The organism is Streptomyces sp. NBC_00193, assembly GCF_026342735.1.
GTDB lineage: Bacteria > Actinomycetota > Actinomycetes > Streptomycetales > Streptomycetaceae > Streptomyces > Streptomyces stoeckheimensis.
Genome location: NZ_JAPEMM010000001.1, coordinates 566,230 through 585,036 on the forward strand (window position 1 = coordinate 566,230; position 18,807 = coordinate 585,036).

General features: G+C 73.2%; 14 protein-coding genes and 1 pseudogene. 8 read left to right on the forward strand and 7 right to left on the reverse strand.

What is annotated here, in order from left to right; genetic code table 11:
- The first annotated feature begins 17 nt into the window (after positions 1-17).
- From OG898_RS02320 to OG898_RS02345, 6 genes and pseudogenes are all read left to right on the forward strand, one after another.
- Entirely contained in the window at positions 18-3,491 is a 3,474-nt protein-coding gene (locus OG898_RS02320) for an amino acid adenylation domain-containing protein (RefSeq protein WP_266954673.1), read from the forward strand.
- Positions 3,488-7,621 carry an amino acid adenylation domain-containing protein gene (locus tag OG898_RS02325; protein WP_266954675.1) on the forward strand — a complete coding sequence of 1,378 codons (4,134 nt, stop codon included), beginning with the start codon at positions 3,488-3,490 and terminating at the stop codon, positions 7,619-7,621. The genes OG898_RS02320 and OG898_RS02325 overlap by 4 nt, the downstream gene beginning before the upstream one ends.
- Positions 7,622-7,623: 2 nt before the next feature.
- Positions 7,624-9,294, forward strand: a complete 1,671-nt coding sequence (locus OG898_RS02330; protein ID WP_266954677.1) for a condensation domain-containing protein — start codon at positions 7,624-7,626, stop codon at positions 9,292-9,294.
- Entirely contained in the window at positions 9,291-10,088 is a 798-nt protein-coding gene (locus OG898_RS02335; protein ID WP_266954679.1) for a thioesterase II family protein, read from the forward strand. The genes OG898_RS02330 and OG898_RS02335 overlap by 4 nt, the downstream gene beginning before the upstream one ends.
- Positions 10,085-10,816, forward strand: a pseudogene (locus tag OG898_RS02340) (SURF1 family protein); the annotation flags it as partial. The gene OG898_RS02335 and the pseudogene OG898_RS02340, both read left to right, overlap by 4 nt.
- Before the next feature lie 81 nt (positions 10,817-10,897).
- A complete protein-coding gene (locus tag OG898_RS02345) occupies positions 10,898-11,305 on the forward strand; it encodes a DUF4307 domain-containing protein (protein WP_266960037.1) in 408 nt (135 codons plus the stop codon).
- A gap of 41 nt (positions 11,306-11,346) precedes the next feature.
- On the opposite strand, the gene OG898_RS02350 is transcribed toward OG898_RS02345, so the two are convergent.
- From OG898_RS02350 to OG898_RS02375, 7 genes are all read right to left on the reverse strand, one after another.
- A complete protein-coding gene (locus OG898_RS02350; protein ID WP_266954681.1) occupies positions 11,347-12,264 on the reverse strand; it encodes a M56 family metallopeptidase in 918 nt (305 codons plus the stop codon).
- Positions 12,261-12,662, reverse strand: a complete 402-nt coding sequence (locus tag OG898_RS02355) for a BlaI/MecI/CopY family transcriptional regulator (protein ID WP_250742973.1) — start codon at positions 12,660-12,662, stop codon at positions 12,261-12,263. The genes OG898_RS02350 and OG898_RS02355 overlap by 4 nt, the downstream gene beginning before the upstream one ends.
- The gene (locus OG898_RS02360) at positions 12,659-13,144 is read right to left on the reverse strand and encodes a hypothetical protein (RefSeq protein ID WP_266954683.1); all 486 of its coding nucleotides are present in this window, start codon (positions 13,142-13,144) and stop codon (positions 12,659-12,661) included. Before OG898_RS02360 ends, OG898_RS02355 begins: the two co-directional genes overlap by 4 nt.
- Before the next feature lie 26 nt (positions 13,145-13,170).
- Complete coding sequence (locus OG898_RS02365) at positions 13,171-13,467, reverse strand: hypothetical protein (protein ID WP_250742975.1); 297 nt, start codon at positions 13,465-13,467, stop codon at positions 13,171-13,173.
- Positions 13,468-14,101: 634 nt separating this feature from the next.
- Positions 14,102-15,505, reverse strand: a complete 1,404-nt coding sequence (locus OG898_RS02370; protein WP_250742976.1) for a restriction endonuclease — start codon at positions 15,503-15,505, stop codon at positions 14,102-14,104.
- Positions 15,506-15,659: 154 nt separating this feature from the next.
- Entirely contained in the window at positions 15,660-15,923 is a 264-nt protein-coding gene (locus OG898_RS36380) for a pentapeptide repeat-containing protein (RefSeq protein ID WP_353962661.1), read from the reverse strand.
- Positions 15,920-17,086, reverse strand: a complete 1,167-nt coding sequence (locus tag OG898_RS02375; protein ID WP_250742994.1) for a sensor histidine kinase — start codon at positions 17,084-17,086, stop codon at positions 15,920-15,922. Before OG898_RS02375 ends, OG898_RS36380 begins: the two co-directional genes overlap by 4 nt.
- Before the next feature lie 301 nt (positions 17,087-17,387).
- Between OG898_RS02375 and OG898_RS02380 the strand changes: the two genes are divergently transcribed.
- Together OG898_RS02380 and OG898_RS02385 are read left to right on the forward strand one after the other, a co-directional pair.
- On the forward strand, positions 17,388-17,972 hold the full coding sequence (locus tag OG898_RS02380; RefSeq protein WP_266954686.1) for a heme-binding protein: 585 nt from the start codon (positions 17,388-17,390) through the stop codon (positions 17,970-17,972).
- A 113-nt stretch (positions 17,973-18,085) separates the two neighbouring features.
- Positions 18,086-18,682, forward strand: a complete 597-nt coding sequence (locus OG898_RS02385) for an ankyrin repeat domain-containing protein (protein WP_250742978.1) — start codon at positions 18,086-18,088, stop codon at positions 18,680-18,682.
- The last annotated feature ends 125 nt before the right edge of the window (positions 18,683-18,807 follow it).

Below are 18,807 nucleotides of genomic sequence, written 5' to 3' on the forward strand. Positions count from 1 at the left end.
ACCGATGTCTGAGCCCGGTGGCGGTCCTGGTCACGGCTGCTGCCGACGTCCTTCGCCTGTGGTCCAAGCAGCCCGGCTTCTCCTTGGACCTGGCTGCCGCGGGGCTCGGCCCCGCGGTCGGCCCGCTCACCTTCGACGTACGCCCCGGGGACTCCTTCGCCGCGCGGGCCCAGCGCGTGGAGCAGCAGCTCTCCGAGCCGCCCCGGCCGCTCCCGGAGGCTCCCGCCACCGAGCCCGCCGCCGAACCCGCCACCGAACCCTCCGCCCTCACCTGCACGTTCGCCGAGCGCGACGGCGTCCTCACCGTCACCTGGGACGTGCAGGCGGCGCAGTTCCCCGCCGGTTTCCCCGCCGACCTCGTCGCCGTCTGCGCCGACCTCCTCGACCTGCTGGCGCGCGAGCCCGGGGCCTGGGACGCACCGGGCCGGCTCGCCGCGCTCCCCCGGTGGCAGACCGCCGAGCGCGCCGCGGCCAACGACACGGCCGCGGACCTGCCGGCCGCCACGCTCTGCGGTCTCGTCGAGGCGCGGACCGCCGAGTCCCCCGACGCCATCGCCGTGCTCGCCGACGACGGGGAGCTGACGTACGCCGAGACCCTCACCGCCGCCCGGCGCCTCGCCCGCCGGCTGATCGGCCTCGGCGCGACTCCCGGGCAGCTGGTGGGCGTGGTGGTCGACAAGTGCCTCGCCCAGGTCCCGTCCGTCCTCGGCGTCACCCTGTCCCGGGCCGCGTACCTGCCGATCGACCCCTCCTGGCCCGCCGCCCGCCGCGCCCAGCTGGTGGACCAGGGCGGTGTGCGGATCGTCGTGACCACACCGCACCTGCGCGACACCTCCGCATGGCCGGCCGGCGTCACCCTCGTCACCCTCGAGGACACCGAGGTGCTGGAAGCCCCCGACGGGCCCCTGGAGACGGCGCCCACCCCGGACGACCTGGCCTACGTGATCTTCACCTCCGGTTCCACGGGCCGCCCCAAGGGCGTGGTCGTCGACCACCGCGGCGCGGCCAACACCGTCCAGGACATCAACGAGCGCTTCGGCGTCGGCCCCGCCGACCGGGTGCTCGCCCTGTCCTCCCTCAGCTTCGACCTCTCCGTCTACGACGTGTTCGGCACCCTCGCGGCCGGCGCCGCAGTGGTCCTGCCGGCCCCCGCCCGGGCCCACGACCCCGAGCACTGGTCGCAGTTGGTGGACCGCCACGGGGTCACCGTCTGGAACTCGGTGCCGGCCCTGCTGCGCCTGTGGCTGGACTCCCCCGCCCCCGTCCCCGCCGGGGCGCCGCTGCGCCTGGTGATGCTCAGCGGCGACTGGATCCCGGTGTCCCTGCCGGACGAGCTGCGCGTCCCGTACCCGGACGCCCGGGTCATCAGCCTCGGCGGGGCGACGGAGGCGTCCATCTGGTCGGTCCACTACCCGGTCGGCGAGGTTCCCGCCGAGTGGAACCGGATCCCGTACGGCAAGCCGCTCGCGAACCAGACCCTGCACGTGCTCGACCACCACCTGGACCCGTGCCCCGTCTGGACCACCGGCGAGATCTACATCGGCGGCATCGGTGTGGCCAAGGGCTACTGGGCCGACCCGACACGGACCGCCGAGCGCTTCGTGGTCCACCCGGCCACCGGGGAGACGCTGTACCGGACCGGCGACCTCGGGCGCTACCTGTCCGGCGGGGACATCGAGTTCCTCGGCCGGGAGGACAGCCAGGTCAAGGTCAACGGGTTCCGCATCGAACTCGACGAGATCTCGGCCGTGCTGCGCCGCCAGAGCGGAGTGCGCGAGGCGATCCTCACGGTCGCCACCAACCCGGACAGCGGTCGCGGACAGCTCGTCGCCTACGTGGTGCCCGAGGACGGCGCCGCCGCACCGGTGGCCGCCTCCCCCGGCGCCTCCCCCGACACCGCCGCCGGCACCTCCGCCTGGCCGGCCGCACTCGACGCCGCCCACACGGAGCTGCACCGCGCCGCGTCCGAACTCGCCCCGGACATCGCCTCGTTCCGCTCGACCTGGCACGGACTCGAAGGCCTCGCGCCCACGGTCATGGCCCGTACCTTCGCCCGCCTCGGCTTCTTCACCGCCGCCGGCTCCACGGCCACCGTGGACGAGATCGTGGCGGGCGGGAAGGTGCTGCCCCTGTACCGCGGACTGATCAGCCAGTGGGCGGCGGTCCTCGCGGACCTCGGCGTGCTGCGCGCCACCGGCCGGCCCGACGAGTACCGCGCCGACGGCGCGCTCGACGCCGACGCGCTCGGCCGTGAGATCGACGCCGTCCTCGCCGGGATCACGGCGGCGGGTCCCGACCGGACTCTCCTCGACTACTTCACCTCCTGCATCGAGCGCCAACTGCCGCTGCTGCACGGCGAGACCCGCCCGCTGAACCTGCTGCTCCCCGACGGGGACTGGCGGGTGACCGAGGCCCTGTACGCGGCCAACCCGGCGGCCCGGCTGCAGAACAGGATCGCCGCCCAGGCCGTCCGCGCCTTCGCCGAGGACTTCCCGGCCGACCGCACGGTCCGGGTCCTCGAGATCGGCGCGGGCACCGGCTCGACGGCGGACGCGGTGCTGGCGGCGCTGCCGGCGGACCGGGTCGCCTACCGGTTCACCGATCTGTCCACCGCCTTCACCGAGCGGGCCAGGAAGCGCTACGAAGGGGTCCATCCCTTCGTCGAGTACGGCCTGTTCGACATCGACGCCGACCCGGCCGGGCAGGGCCTGCCGGCCGGCGGGGTGGACGTCGTCGTCGCGGCGAACGTGCTGCACGACGCCAAGCACCTGACCCGCACCCTGCGCCACACCCGCGGACTGCTGGCCCCCGGCGGACTGCTCGTACTGATCGAGGGGACCGTCAACTCCCCCCTCAACATGATCAGTTTCGCCTTCCTCGAAGGCTTCGGGAACTACCAGGACCAGCGCGAGGCCACCCTGCTGTCCGTCCCCCAGTGGCGCGAGCAGCTGACCGCGGCCGGCTTCACCCGCTTCGCCCCGGTGCCCGAGGGCGAGCCCGTCGTGGACGCGCTGGTCCAGCACGTCCTGCTGGCCGGGACCCCCGGGCAGGAGGGCGTCGCCGACGCCGCACTGGACGTCTCCTCCCTCGGCAGGGCGCTGGCCGGGCTGCTGCCCGACTACATGGTCCCGCACCACTTCCTGGTCCTCGACGAGGTCCCGCTGAGCGCCAACGGCAAGGTCGACCGCTCCGCCCTCCCCTCCCCCTGGACCGAGCCGGAACCGCAGGAACGGACCGAACCGCTCTCCGAACTGGAGCGGCGCCTGCACGAGATCTGGTGCGACGCCCTGGGCCACAGCGGCTTCGGCACCGAGGACAACTTCTTCGACCTCGGCGGCGACTCCCTCCACGCCGTCCGCATCGCCGGCCGGCTCCGCGCCGAGCTCGGCATCGACAAGGCCGGCGACGAGGCCATCGACATGCTCTTCCAGGCCCCGACCATCAAGGAACTGGCCCTGGCGCTGTCCCTCGAAGCCGGGACCGCGGCATGACCGACCACGAACCCTTCCCGCTGACCCCCCTCCAGGAGGGCTACCTCGTCGGGATGTCCGACATGGTGGAGCTCGGCGGCTTCCGGCCGGGCTACTACGTCGAGATCGACCTGGTGGACCTCGACCCCGCCCGGGCCCGGCAGGCCCTGGAAACGCTGGTGCGCCGGCACGGCCATCTACGGGTCGTGGTCGACGGGGCCGGCACCCAGCGGGTGCTGCCCGAGGCGCAGACCCCGCCGCTGCCGCTGCGGGTGACGGACCTGACCGGCCTCGACGAGGACCGGCAGCGCGCCGCGCTCGCGGCCACCCGCGAGCGGATGTGCGAGGAGGGCGTCGACCCCGGGACCTGGCCGCTGTTCGAGATCGTCGTCCAGCGCGTCCGTGAGCGCCGGTTCCGCGCCCACATCTCGATGAGCCTGCTGCTCCTGGACGGACGGGGCATCCGCCGGGTGATGGACGAGTGGCGGACCTACTACGACGATCCCGCGGCAGTGCTCCCCGAACCGGCGGCGACCTACCGCGACAGCCGGATGGAGCTGCTCGCGCACGAGAACTCCCCCGCGTACCGGGAGCAGTGGCGGTACTGGGAGGAGCGGCTCGACACCCTGCCGGACGCCCCCCGGCTGCCGCTGGCGGTGCAGCCCGCGGCCATCGCGTCCGTCCGCTTCCGGCGCCGCACCCACCACCTCGGCCAGGAGCAGTGGCAGCGGCTGTGCGCCACCTTCCGCGGCCACCGGGTGCTGCCGACGACCGCGCTGCTCCACGTGTTCGCCGAGGTCATCGGCGCCTGGGCGGACTCCCCCAGGTTCAGCCTGAACATGCTGCACCAGAACTGGGCCACCTCCCGCCCGCACATGGCGGACGTGGTGGGCCAGTTCGGGGCGACGCTGCCGCTGGAGGTGAACCTGAACGGGTCCGACGGATCCGCGGACTTCTGGGAGCGGGCACGGAACCTGCAGAAGCAGGTGATCCGGGACCTCCAGAACGCCGACGTCGCGGGCGTGGCCATCACCCGCGCGCTGGCGGCCCGCCGCGGCTGGACCTCGCGCGCCGCGCTGCCGTACGTCTTCACCAGCATGCTCAAACCCGGCGCGACGCCCGCGCCGGACACGGCGACGGCGGCCCCGCGCGGAGCGGGCTCCGAAGGACCGGTGGGGCGGCTCGCCTGCCGTGAGGTCTTCAGTGATCTGCGCACCCCGCAGGTGCTGGTCGACAACCAGCTCCACAGCGGGGCGGCCGGCGGCGTCGACTGCGTCTGGGACGTGGTCGACGCGGCCTTCCCGGCCGGGCTGCCGGACCTGATGTTCGACGCCTACGCGCGGATGCTGGACCTGCTCGCCGGCCCGGACGCGGCCACGGCGGCGCCCGATCCGGTACCCACCGCCCACCGGGCCCTCGTGGAGGCCCTGAACACCGCCGTCTCGGCGCCGCCCGAGGAGCGGCTGGAGGACGGGTTCCTGCGCCGCGCGGCCCTCGATCCCGGGGCGGTCGCGGTGCTGAGCGCCCGCCGGACCCTCACCTACGGCGAACTGGAGTCCCGTTCACGGGCGGTGGCGGCCTGGCTGCGCTCCCGGGGCGTCGGCCGCGGCGACGTCGTACCGGTCGTGATGGCCAAGGGCTGGGAGCAGATCGTCGGCGTCCTGGGAGTCCTGCGGGCCGGGGCCGCCTACTGTCCCGTGGACGCCGCCCTCCCGGCCGAGCGGATCGGCCACCTGCTGGACACCTGCTCCGCTCCGGCGGTGCTCGTCCAGTCGCACACCGCTCCCGCCTCCGGGGCGACGGGCTCCCGGCCGCAACTGGCCGTGGACGAGGCCGAATCCGAGTCCGATTCCGAGTCCGAATCCGAGTCCGAGTCCGAGGACGCGTACGGGACCGTCGGCGGGGCCGAGGCCGGGCCGGACGCCGCCCACGGCGGCACGCCCGAGGACCTCGCCTACATCATCTACACCTCGGGTTCCACGGGGCTCCCCAAGGGCGTCATGATCGAGCACCGGGCGGCCGTCAACACCATCGCCGACGTCAACGAGCGGGTGGCGCTGACCCCGGCCGACCGGGTCTTCTGCATCTCGTCGCTGAGCTTCGACCTGTCGGTGTGGGACGTGTTCGGCGCCCTCGCCGCCGGGTCGGCCCTGGTGCTCCCGGCCGCCGCATCCCGGCCCGATCCGGTGGGCTGGGCCGAGACCGCGGCCGCCTTCGGGGTGACGGTGTGGAACTCCGTGCCGGCGCTGGCCCAGATGCTGGCCGAGGCCGACGGAGCCTCGGGGGGCTGCGCCAAGCCGCCCGTCCGGGCCTTCCTGATGAGCGGCGACTGGATCCCCACCACGCTGCCGGACCTGCTGCGCTCGCGGTGGCCGGCCGTCCGGCTGATCGCGATGGGCGGCGCCACCGAGGCGTCCATCTGGTCGAACGTCCACGAGATCGGCGAGGTCGACCCGGCCTGGCCGAGCATCCCGTACGGCGTCCCGCTGCGGAACCAGACCATGCGGGTGCTCGACCACCGGCTGGGGCTGCGCCCGCCCTGGGCGGTGGGCCGGATCCACATCGGCGGCGCGGGACTCAGCACGGGCTACTGGGCGGACGAGGAGCGGACCGCGGAGCGGTTCTTCCACCATCCGTCCGGGGGCGAGCGGCTGTACTGGACGGGCGACCTCGGCTGCTACCGGCCGGACGGCACCATCGAGTTCCTCGGCCGCGAGGACCGCCAGCTCAAGATCCAGGGGTTCCGGGTCGAACCGGGCGAGGTCGAGGCGGCCGTCCGCGAACACCCGGCGGTGCGCGAGTGCGTGGTCGACGGCGTGGCGGCGCCCGGCGGCCAGCGGCGGCTGGTCGCCCTCGTGGTCCCGTACGAGTCCGCCGTGCTCGACGACCGGACGGTCCTGGCGCACCTGCGCTCGCGGCTCCCGCACTACCTGGTCCCCGGACAGGTCCACGTACTGGACCGGCTCCCGCTGACTCCCAACGGCAAGGTGGACGTGGCGGGTGCGCTGGCCGGGATCGCGGCACGGACCCCGGCCCGGGCGGTCGACGCGGCGGGCGCCGCGGACGCGCCGGAGGAGTCCGCGGCCGGCGGACCGCGGGAGGCGCTGAGCGCGCTCTGGACGGAGCTGCTCGGGATCGCCCCGGTCGGCCCGGACGACAACTTCTTCGCGCTGGGCGGCAATTCGCTGCTCGCCCTGCGGCTGGTCACCCGGATCCGGACCGACCTCGGAGTCGAGCTGCCGTTCGGCCAGGTCTTCGAGGCGCCGACGGTGCGCGCCCTCGCCGCACGGATCGGGGAACACGACCTGACGGCTTCCAGCCGGGTCCTGCTGTCCGCCGGGACCGGCGCCGCGGACGGCGTGCCGCTGTTCCTCTTCCACCCGGTCGGCGGCTCCGTCGCCGCCTACACCGGCTTCGCGCAGGCGTGGCCGGGTCCCGTCCACGCCTTCCAGAGCCGTGGCCTCGCCGAGGGCACGATCCGGGCGTGCGAACCGGACCTGGAGACCATGGCCAGGGCCTACCGGGAGGAGCTCCAGCGGGTGCGGCCCGCGGGCCCGTACGCCCTGGGCGGCTGGTCGATGGGCGGCGTGCTCGCCCAGGCCGTGGCGGGACAACTCGCCGGGCAGGGCCACGAGGTGGCGCTGTTCATGATCGACAGCGATCTTCTGGAGGACCGTTCGCCCGCCACCGAGGCGGACCGGCACGTGGAGTTCCTCGGCGACCTGGCCGGGGGGCGGCTGCCCGCCGAGGCCCGCGCCGCGGTCCTGGCCGCACCGGCCGGACGGCTCGTGGAGACCGGTGCGGAGGTGGCCTGCGCGAACGGCTGGCTGCCCGCCGAGGCCGGCACGGCCCAGTACGAGCTGCTCATGCGGGTGCACGCGCACAACCTCGCGGTCCTGGACGCCCACCGGCCGGACAAACTCGACGTGCCCGCCCTGCTGTTGCTGGCCGGCGAGGTCGACCGCCCCGATCCGGTGGCCGCCTGGCAGGACCTCGTCCCGGGCATCGAGGTCGAGGTCTGGCCGTACGACCACTACTCGATCGTCGGCCCCGAAGCGCTGCCCGCCGTCGCCGGCCGGGCCGGTGCCTGGCTCGGTGCGACGCTCGCCGCCCGCGCAGAAGCCGTATCCGTCACGCAGGACAGGAACTGACCGTGCAGAAGCCGAATGTGAACACCGTGCCGATGAACTGCGTGTCGATGGACGGCCTGTCGATGGACGACGTGCGGCGCGCCGCGGCCGAGGTGCTGGGCGTGGAGGCCGGGTCGATCCCGGACTCCGCGAACCTGATCGGGCACGGGATGGACTCCATCCGCATGATGCGGCTGGCCGGCGGCTGGCGCCGGGAGGGCGCGTCCGTGACCTTCCGGCAGCTGGCCCAGGAGCCGACCGTGGAGGCGTGGCACGCGCTGCTGACCGCGGGCCGCGCCCTCCCGCAGACCGCCGGGGGCCGCCCCGTCGACGCCGGGGCCCCCTTCGCCCTCACCCCGGTGCAGCGGGCGTACTGGATCGGCCGCCGTGCGGAGATGACCCTCGGCGGTGTCGGATGCCACGCCTACCTGGAATTCGACGGCAGCGGTGTCGAACCGGTGCGCCTCGAAGCGGCCGTGCGCCACGTCCTCGCCCGGCACGGCATGCTGCGGGCCCGGTTCCTCGACGACGGGCGCCAGCAGATCCTCGCCCGCAGTCCGTGGGCCGGGCTGACCGTCCACGACTTCGCCTCGACCGGCCCGGACAAGGCCGCCGTCCACCTCGGGGAGGTGCGCTCGCGGCTCTCCCACCGCGTCTTCGACGTGGCCGCGGGCGAGGTGGTCGACGTACAGCTGTCGCTGCTGCCGGACGGCCGCACCCGTATCCACTTCGGCATCGACCTGCTGGTCGCGGACGTGGCCAGCATCGAGCTCGTCCTCGCCGACCTCGCGGCGGCCTACCGCGACCCGGCACGGCTCGCGCCGCCGCCCGCGTACGGATTCCCCCAGTACCTGGAGGACCACCGGGCCTGGTCCGGCTCCGCCGGCGCCCCGGGCAGCCCGCTGGCGGTCGCCCGGGAGTTCTGGCACGAGCGGGTTCCCGGGATGCCGGTCGCCGGGCCGTCGCTCCCGCTGGCGGCGGCGCCCGAGGACATCGAGGAGCCGGTGTTCTCCCGGCGCAGCTTCACCCTGGCGCCGCCGGTGTGGGAGCGGATCACCGCCCGGGCCCGGGAGTTCGGCCTGACCCCCGCGATGGTCCTCGCGACCGCCTACGCGGAGGTGCTCGGGGCGTGGGGCGAGAACGACCACTTCCTGCTCAACGTGCCGCTGTTCGACCGGCAGCCGCTCGACGCCGAAGTGGGCGCCCTGGTGGCCGACTTCACCAACCTGGTGCTGCTCAGCGTGGACGTCCGCCGGCCCGCGCCCTTCGCGGAGCGGGCCCTCGGCCTGCAGGTCCAGCTCCAGGAGAACGCCTCGCACGCCCAGTACTCGACGCTGAGCGTGTTGCAGGACCTGCGCAGGGCGAACGGCGGCGCACGCGCCGGCGCCCCGGTGGTGTTCGCCTGCAACCTCGGTTCCGCCTTCGTGCCGCCCGAGGTCCGGGAGGAACTGGGCGAGTGGAGCTGGATGATCTCCCAGACCCCGCAGGTCTGGCTGGACCACCAGGTGTACCGGACCGACGCGGGCGTGGTGCTGGCCTGGGACTCGGTCGACGCGCTCTTCCCGGAGGGTCTGATGGACACCATGCTCCGCTCCTACGAGGAGCTGCTGCTCGGGCTGGCGGGCCCCGAGGGCGCACAGGACCGGGCCGACGCCTGGTCCCGGCCGGCCGCGGTGGACGGGGCGGGCCGGTGAGCGCCGTCGGCACGCCCGATCCGGCCCGCGCCCGCTGGATCCGCAGTTTCCGCCCGTGCGAGGACGCCGGGGTCCGCCTGCTGTGCTTCCCGCACGCGGGCGGGGCCGCCGGCTTCTACTTCCCGCTGGCCCAGGCGCTCGCGCCGGACGTGGAGGTGCTGGCGGTGCAGTACCCCGGCCGCCAGGACCGGCTCCGCGAGCCCGGCGTCGACGACGTGTGCGTCCTCGCCGACGGGGTGGTGGCGGCCCTGCTGCCCCTGCTCGACGACCGGCCGCTCGCGCTGTTCGGCCACAGCATGGGCGCCACGGTGGGGTACGAGGTGGCCCGCCGCCTGGAGCACGAGGCGGGCGTACGGCCCGCCCTGCTGTTCGCGTCGGGCCGCCGGGCACCCTCCCGGAACCGGGAGGAGTGGGCCCACCTCAAGGACGACGCGGGGCTGACGGAGGAACTCCGGCTGCTGGGCGGCACCGGCGGGGCCCTGCTCGCCGACCCCGACATCCTGCGGATGGTGCTGCCCGCCGTCCGGGTCGACTACCGGGCCATCGAGACCTACCGGCACCGGCCGGGGGCGGAACTGGGCTGTCCGATCGCCGTGCTGACCGGCGCGGACGATCCCCGGGTCACCCTCGACGAGGCCGCGGACTGGCGCCACCACACGCACGCGGGCCACACCCTGGACGTGTTCCCCGGCGGCCACTTCTATCTGAACGAGGTCATGGAGGAGATCGCCGGGCTGATCGCCGACCGGATCTCCGCCCTGCGGACCGCCACCGGAGGATCCGCCCGGCCGTGAACCGATCTCCGCGCACGCCCCGCCGGTGGGGCATCCACCTGTTCACCGTCCTCGCCGTGCCGTTCTGCCTCTTCATGGGGAGCTGGCAGCTCGACCGGTTCTCGGCCCGCGTCGAGGCGGACCAGGAGTACCGCCGCTACCAGGACGCCCGGGCCCGCCAGACCGCCGGGCCGCTGGAGACCATGCTGCCCGTCGGCACCGGGACGGTCGGCCGGCTCGCCGCCGCGAGCGGCCGCTACGATCCCGCCGGCCAGTTCCTGGTGCCCGAGCGGCGGCTGGACGGCAAGGACGGCTTCTACGTCCTGACCGTGCTGCGTACGGACGAGGGCCGGGCGGTGCCGGTCGTGCGCGGCTGGCTCCCCGGCGGGGCGGGCTCCGTCCCGGTGCCGGCCCCGCCCGGGGGCCGGGTCACCGTGACCGGCGCGCTCCAGGCCTCCGAGCACCAGCGCACGAAAGGGGTCCGGGCGGGCGGTCTGCCCCCGGGCCAGCTCGGGATCATCAGCGCGGCCGCGCTGATCAACGTACTCCCGTACGAGATGTACGACGCCTGGCTCAGCGTGCCCGACCCGCCGGGCCCGCTGCGCGCGGTGCCGCCGGTGGTTCCGGCGGGCGCCGGACTGGACTTCAAGGCCTTCCAGAACCTCGGCTACACCGGGGAGTGGTTCGTCTTCGCCGGCTTCGTGGTCTTCATGTGGTTCAAGCTCCGCCGCCGCGAGCGGGAGGCCGCCGCGGCGGTGCCGGTGACGGCTGCCGCATCCGCCGCGGAGTCCGCCGGGGCGGAGTCCGCACGGGCCCCGTCCGGCCGGACGGTGTCCGTCCGTACCGCGTCCGACCGCGTCGAGGCCGCGCGCGCCGAGGACGCCCGCAAGGACCGGACCCTGCGGATCGCGGGCGCCGTCCTCGGAGCCGTGGCCGTCGCCTTCCTCGGGTGGAGCGGCACCGTGTACGTCACCGGCCAGGACTACGGCGGCGAACTCGTCGGCTTCGACGTCCTGTCGGCGGACTCGGTGGAGGCTCGGCTGTCGGTGCGCAAGGGAACGGGCACGGTCGTGGTGTGCACCCTGCGCTCCCTCTCGGAGGCGGGCCGGGAGGTGGGGCGCAAGGACGTCGGCTTCCCCGAGCGGACGGACACGGTGGACCGGCTCGTCCGGCTGCGCACGACGGGGCGCGCCACCGCGGTGGAACTGGTCGGCTGCCAGGACGCGGCGGCCGGCTGAGACCCCCGAGGCCGGCCGAGGTCAGCCGAGGTCAGTCGAGGTCAGCCAAGGATCAGACAGCACGTGGTGGCGACCGGCACGATGACGCAGGCGCGGGTCCCCATCCAGACCAGGCCCGTCAGGACCGGCCGGGCCACCCCGGGCCGGTCGAGGATGCGTGCGATGCGGAGGGCCACGGAGGGTCCCCCGGCCGCGAAGGCGGACCGGTCCGTCACCCGCGCGGACGCCATCGAGTAGAGCGCGGTGGCCAGCACGTCGCGCGCGCAGTGGCGCAACGCCCGGTCGTCCGCCGCCATTTCGAGCAGCAGCGGCACCTGCGCGGCGGCCTGCCGGGCCAGGGGCAGGCCGCGGAAGACCCGGCCGAAACCCGTGACGGCGCCGATCACCACGTGGTGCCGGCCGGCGATGTGTGCCCGCTCGTGCCGCAGGGCGGCGGCCAGTTGCGCCTCGCTGAGGATGTCCAGCGCGCCGGTGGTGACGACGATCTGCGCGGCCCGTCCGGGCAGGCAGTACACGGCCGGCGCGGCGTGCGGGACCACGGTGGCCCGCAGCCCCGTGTCGGCCCGGCCGATCAGCCGGAGCCCGTGCGCGTGCCGGCCGCGCCGCCGCCGGGCCTTCAGGAGTTCGCGGCAGAACGCCGCCGCGGGCAGGGCGAGTACGACGGCGGCCGCCCCCAGTGCCCGCCCGTCCACCATGTCGGCCGCCGCCGCGCAGTCCTGCCCGCTCCACGCCAGGCAGGCCGCCGCGTGATCGCCGAGCCGGTGCGCGTCCTCGTACGGCACGAACAGCAGCATCGCGCCGAGGGCGACCGCGGCGGTGAAGGCCGCCGCGAGGAGGCCCCACGCGGCGACGGCCAGCCGGGGCGCCTGCCCGGCCCACCGCGCCCGGGCCAGCGGGCCGGGACACAGCAGGCCGGTGCACACCGCCGCGATCAGCGGCGGGAGGACGTGGTGGTTCACTCGCGAACGCCGTCCCCCGGAGCGGCTCCGTCGTCCCGGCCCGGCCGCACGAGGGCACGCAGCGCGGCGTCCAACGACCCCACGTCCTCCGGCGACATGTGCTCCACGAAGCGCATCAGCGCCGCCGGACGGTCCGTCGTACAGCCCAGGGCCTCGCGCATGAGCCCGGCGGTGTAGTCCTCGCGGCTGCGCACCGGTTCGTACGTCCAGGCCCGGCCGCTCTTGCCACGCCTGAGCCAGCCCTTGCGGTACAGCACGTCGGCCACGGTCAGGACCGTGGTGTAGGCCAGCGGCCTGGTCTTGTTGATGTCATCGACGAGCTCGCGGACCGTGGCGGCCTGCTCCCACTGCCACAGCCGGTCCATGATCTCGGCCTCCAACTCGCCCAGCCGTCTCATGCGCGTCTCCCCTCTCGTCCACCCCTGCGCAGCATGGGTCGTCTGCTCCCCTGCCACATCGTAGACAGCAGGCCGGAGCGGACCCCGCGCACGGGCCTGTCCGTTCCGGCGCAGGGGGCCGGAGCCCCTTGCCCGTCCGGGTGGGTGCAACGGAGCCTGATGGCGGCCGCGTACAGCATCAGGTACATGACGAGCTCGGGGCGCAGGCCGGTGGCACCGGACAGCAGCGGGACCTCGCGGAGCTCGACGTCGAAGTAGCGGCCGAACCAGAGAACGCCGGGCCGGACCTTCACCAGGTCGGGCTCGCCCGAGAAGTACAGCTCGACCAGCCCGTGGTCCCTGCGGAGCGTGGCGCCCGGGCCGTCCTCCTCGATGAAGTCCACGGGCAGCGCGAGACCGGCCTCCGCCACCGTCGATCCGGACCGCAGCCCGCAGAGGCTGCCGACGGCCAGGAAGGCTGCGATGAACTCGGGTCCGGCCACGGCCCGTTCTCCGGTTCGAGGTGGCGTCACTTCGGTTCCTGCACCGTCAGGACGTCCTCGGCGCGCAGCGCACCCGCACCGGATCCGGCGAGGGAGACCTTCCCGTGGTGCATTTCGTCCAGCACCTCCCGGGGATGCCCGTACCACTCGATCTCCGTCAGTTCCACGGTTGCGTCCGCCGGCTCCGCCGGGGAGGGCAGCTGGTAGAGCGTCCCGATGCGTGCGGAGCCGTACACGCTCCGCACCACGCACACGGCGCGTGAGCCTTGTGCGCTCTCGACCGAGATGACGAGGAGCCGGTGGGCGTCAGCCGCCATGCTCATGAGCCCTCCGAACGAATTCCGATGAATCCGAAGAGGCCGGCGGATCCGTCCGCTTCCACCTTCGCGCCCACGGGAGCGGCCGCGACGACCGTCACGTCGAGTTCTCGGTGGTTACCGAGCCTCAATCGGGCCCTTCAAAGATCTTGACCCAGCTGCGGTCCTGGGGGAGCTCGTTGAACCGGTCGAGCTTTTCCACCGGGACCTCGAATCCTATCCGGGGCGCGCCTTCGGCCCGTTCCTGTCGTGGATCTGCGCGTGGTCGGCGAACTCCTCGATGAATGACGGGTGCATTTCGTACGTCACCATTCCCGTGGCGAAGTTCGGTCCCGCCGGTCCGGCGTACTCCGCCGCCGATGTCCACCCCGGGCTGATGGTTGGCCGGGTCCGGCCCGTGGCCGAACTCGTGCTGGGCGCGGGTTCCCCATCGGCCACGCTCACGACCACGCCCGCCGGAACTCCCCCACCAGGCGGTCCGCCAGCCGTCCACCATGCCGGCGGAGCCGCACCCTTTGCTCACGGCTCCTCCGCCTCCCGCCGGCGGGAAAACACCTGTCGGAGCTGTCACAGGCCAACGATCACGGAGCACGGCCGGATCGGCCTCCACGAAGAGGGGACAGGACCCACAACGGGCGGATCACCCGTTCGGACGCATGACCTCATGCAAAGGCAGACCGTCGGTCGCCCAACGCCTGAGCTGCTCACGGTCTATGAGACGGATGCGGTCCTCGGTGATCGCCCAGAGCCTGCACGGCGTCGTGAAGGATCCGTTGGTGACGACCAGCGCTCTCGGAAGTGGTCGCATGGCGGAAGCAGCTCCGAACAGGTCGCGAACCACGCCGGCCCCCACTCGCCGCTCGCCGCCCTCAGTGTGCTTGCACTGAACGATCAGTGGGTAGCCCCACAAGTCGTAGGCGTGGACGTCTATGCCTCCGTCCCCCGCCCCACCCCCGGCCTTCTCGATTCGGTATCCATCGCGACGCAAGAGGTCCGCCACGAAGAGCTCGAAAGCGTCGGGGCTGAGGGCGTCGACCTCTGCAAGCGGATTCGGTTCGGCCGGAGCAGGCGGTTGCGGCTCAAGGTCAACCCATTGCAGCGACCGTGCCAGCACACGGCCGATCTCCCTGAGAAGAACCGGCGATGCGGCCTGAGCGACCTGCCGGTACCCCTCGGACGCGGGCCCCTCGAAAACCCACTCACGAGGGAACCCCTTGACGAGCGAAGCCTGGCTCACAGTCAAGCAAGGCCCCCAAGAACCGAACAGGCTCCGATCGGGGCTACGAAAGTCGTCCGAGAAGACACGACTGGCGTCGATGCCGCGCTCGCGCCACGCAAGTATTCCGTTCGGATGGAGCACCTCGACGGATTCCTCATCAACGCCGGACAAATCGAGCAATTTTGGCACGGTCCGAGCCGACGCAAGCTCCATCCATCGCTCGTACGCGTGACGAGCACGCGGGTCTTGACCGAAGCTGCTAAATCGAGCACGCATACTCTCGCCGAGCATGTCCGACAGCGAAGGTGACGGAAGAAGATCCGGCTCCAAGAAATCGAAAGATCGATTACAGTCCTGACGCAAGGCCACCAAGATGGCCGCGTTCCACGGGCTCGGCCCCCCATACATTCGTGAGTCTACGCGGGACCAGATTCGGACGACATATCCTGCTCGATCAAGCTGCCCCCTGACGAACTCGCGATACCCGTGCATCTCATCGCGGAGAATGAAGTGCGGGGATTCCAAGACAAATGCCCTGGGCATGAACGTCTCAACTGCGGCAAGTATCGCCGGAACGTCGTCCCGATCCGTCACCGAACCGAAGCTCTTCACCGTGCCGTACAAAACGTCCAGCGCGCCGCGCTCCATGTCACCTGGGACATATCCCGCGAGCGAATCACGCACGACACGACACCCCGGGAGATTCGCAGCGAGCGTTGCCACGCAGTACTTGTCGGCCTCCACCGCCTCAACGGCCGTGAATCCCGCCTCGTTCAAGCCCGCTATCTGCCCTCCGGACCCCGCGTTCAAGTAGATCGCCGTCAACGGCCTCCCTGCGTCCCCGTACGTCAACTGGCCCGACCTGGCCGGCATGCGCGCCCCCCACCCCTCGAACTCCTGCAGGCACGCACGCTAGTCGCAGCCGCCGACAACGCAGCACGCAGGGCGGCGGCGCCTGTGCAGGCACCGCCTGCGACCACTAGGACTGAAATGGAGGCCAAGAAGTCACTCGCGCGGGACGCCCCTCCAGGTCCGCGCCGGCAAGTACTGCCCCGCGGAACCAGCTGCCCGACCGATCCGCGCCCGCCAAGCAGGTGCGACGGAGGTCTGCACCGTCGAACAGGACTCTGTGGGCGATCGCGTTGTGAAGAAATGCGTCCACGAGCGTCGAGTTCTCAAAGTGCGACCCTGTTCGCTCGGCCGTCGGCCGCCATCGCCGCCCGTCCGCGTCCGATGTCCTCAGGGCGCGGAAAGTGGGACGGCTGCGGTCAGGACGGCGCCCTCTCCCGGGGCCGACTCGATGGTCAGGGTCCCGCCGAGCTGGTGTATCCGGGCCCGCATCGCCGGGACGCCGTGTCCGCGCACGCCCGACGGGGTCTCGGGGAGGGCGGTGGGGTCGAACCCGTGTCCGTTGTCGGCCACGTCGAGGACGACCTGGTCGTCGAGCCGGGTGAGGGTGAGCGCCGCGTTGGTGGCGCCGGAGTGCTCCCGTACGTTGGCCAGCGCGCCCTGGGCGATGCGGAGCAGCGCGGACTGCACGCGTTCGGGCAGCGGGGTGACGCGCCCGCCCGCGTCGATGTGGACGCGCACCGTGAGGCCGGCGCCGGACTCCCGTTCCGCGAGGGCGTGCAGCGCGGCGTCGAGGCCGCCGCCGTGGGCGAGGTCGGCGGGTGCGAGGTCGTGCACGAAGCGGCGGGCCTCGGCGAGGTTGAGCTCGGCGATGGACGCGGCGGCACGGACGTGGCTACGGGCCTTGGCCGGATCGGTGTCCCAGGTCCGGTCGGCGGCCTGGAGCAGCATCTGCTGGCTGGACAGGCCCTGGGCGAGCGTGTCGTGGATCTCCATGGACAGCCGTTGGCGTTCGGCGAGGGTGCCTTCGCGGCGCTCGGTGGCGGCGAGCTCGCGGCGGGTGCGGACAAGGTCGTCGATGAGGGCGTGCTGACGGGCGGCCTGCCGCTGCATGTGGAGGAAGACGGCGGTGGTGAGCGCGGAGACGGCGGCCGGTCCGATCACCAGGTCGAGGTTGAAGCGGGGGGCCAGCGTCAGCTGCGCGAAGATCACGAGGAGCGTCAGGAACGCGACGAGGACGTACGCGGCGACGGGCGGCAGGGTGCGCAGCACGGAGTAGAAGAGGGGGACCGCGACCCACGCGAAGCTGGGCGCGAGGAGGACGAGGACGGCCCACGCGGTGACGACCATGCCCAGCCAGACCAGCCGGGGGGCCGGAGGCCAGGGCGCGCGGCCGCGGGCCGGGTGCTCCTTGACCTCGGTGGCGGGGCCCAGCAGGTAGAGGACGGCGAGCACGACGGCGAGGGCGATCACCCAGGGGGCGCGGGCCTCCTGGGTGTGCCGCTGGACGAAACGGGCCATCGACGTGCCGATCAGCACGAAGAAGGTGACGCGCATGACCAGCGCCAGCCACCGGTCGTCAGGATCGCTGCCGGAGCCGGAGGGGTCGCTGGGGTCGGGCCGCACGTGCACCTCTTGACATAGGGGCTCTGAACTGGACAAACAGCCACATTGTCGCCGAGTGGATCCGTGTCGGGGTCGACCGATCGGATGACCCGCGTGTCCCCCTCCTGCCCGCCGCACGCAGCCGCCCAGTCGACGGGTCGGGGCCGCGGCCGGGCCCAGGATGGATGTCAGAGCGGGGCCGCCGGAACGGACGGCCCCGACCCCTCATCAGGTCATCAAGGAGTCGGTACACATGAAGCAGGTCAAGGTCTCCCAGCGCACCCGTGCGATCGCCGGCGGCGCCCTCGTCGCGGCCCTCGCCCTCGGCGGCTTCGGCGCCTACGCCGCCAGCGCCGCCCCGGCTCCCGCCCTGGCCCAGGCCCCGGCCCCGGCCGCCCAGGCCGATGCGAAGACGGATGCCAAGAACAAGAACCTGACCCAGTCGACCCACCTGTCCATCGACTCCGCCACGAAGGCCGCCCAGACGGCGCTCGACGCCGCGAAGAAGGAGAACCAGCGCGTCACCGTCGCGGTGGTGGACCGCAACGGCAACACCATCGTCACGCTCCGCGGCGACGGCGCCGGCCCGCAGTCCTACGACGCCGCCCAGCGCAAGGCCTACACCGCCGTGTCCTGGAACGCCCCGACCTCCGTACTGGCCGGCCGCCTCGCCCAGACGCCGACCCTGAAGGACATCCCCGGCACCCTCTTCCTCGGCGGCGGCGCCCCGGTCACCGCGAAGAACGCCCCCATCGCGGGCATCGGTGTCGCGGGCGCACCCTCCGGCGACCTGGACGAGAAGTTCGCCCAGGCCGGTGTCGCGGCGCTGAACAAGTAGGCGCGGCGCTGACCACGTAGGCGCGGCGGCTGAACACGTAGGCGCCGCGCAGAACAGGTAGCCGTGCGAGCCTGACGGCGCGACTCACCCCGACCCACCCGAGGAGGATCCCCATGCCCGTTGCCGACCGAGGCCTGCTGGCCGCCGCAGGCGAGGGCGACGCCGGCGCCGTGAGCGCGGCACTCGCCGCCGGCGCCGACATCGAGGCCCGCGACGAACACCGCCGCACCCCGCTCCTGCTCGCCGCCCTCGGCGACCACGTGGAGGCGGCCGAGGTCCTCGTCGCCGCAGGCGCCGACCCGAACGCCCAGGACGACCGCGACGACAGCGCCTGGCTGGTCACCGGTGTCACCGGCAGCGTCCGCATGATGCGCACCCTGCTCCCGGCCCGCCCCGACCTCACCCGGCGCAACCGCTTCGGCGGCATCGCCCTGATCCCCGCCGCCGAACGCGGCCACGTCGACTACGTGCGGGCCGTGCTCCGGGAGACCGACATCGACGTCGACCACGTCAACCGGCTCGGCTGGACCGCACTGCTCGAAGCCGTCATCCTCGGCGACGGCGGCCGCGCGCATCAGGAGATCGTGGAACTGCTCATCACCGCCGGCGCCACGCCGCACCTTCCGGACGGCGAGGGCGTGACCGCGCTCGAACACGCGGAACGCCGCGGATTCACCCGGATCGCCGGCCTGCTCAAGGCCGTGCGGTAGGAGCGGCGACGGGACCGGAGCGCGCTCTGTCCTGTGTAGGACATGTCGATTCCAGGACACCCAGGAACCCTGGAAGGCCCCCTTCACCTGCGGCAACCTGATCGAGCAACCGACGCTGCACCAGC

Coding starts and splice junctions, on each gene's coding strand:
- OG898_RS02325 (WP_266954675.1), top strand. CDS start 3,488: ATGACCGACCACGAACCCTTCCCGCTGACCCCCCTCCAGGAGGGCTAC.
- OG898_RS02355 (WP_250742973.1), bottom strand. CDS start 12,662: ATGAGACGGCTGGGCGAGTTGGAGGCCGAGATCATGGACCGGCTGTGG.
- OG898_RS02365 (WP_250742975.1), bottom strand. CDS start 13,467: ATGAGCATGGCGGCTGACGCCCACCGGCTCCTCGTCATCTCGGTCGAG.
- OG898_RS02375 (WP_250742994.1), bottom strand. CDS start 17,086: ATGCGCGTCACCTTCTTCGTGCTGATCGGCACGTCGATGGCCCGTTTC.
- OG898_RS02380 (WP_266954686.1), top strand. CDS start 17,388: ATGAAGCAGGTCAAGGTCTCCCAGCGCACCCGTGCGATCGCCGGCGGC.
- OG898_RS02385 (WP_250742978.1), top strand. CDS start 18,086: ATGCCCGTTGCCGACCGAGGCCTGCTGGCCGCCGCAGGCGAGGGCGAC.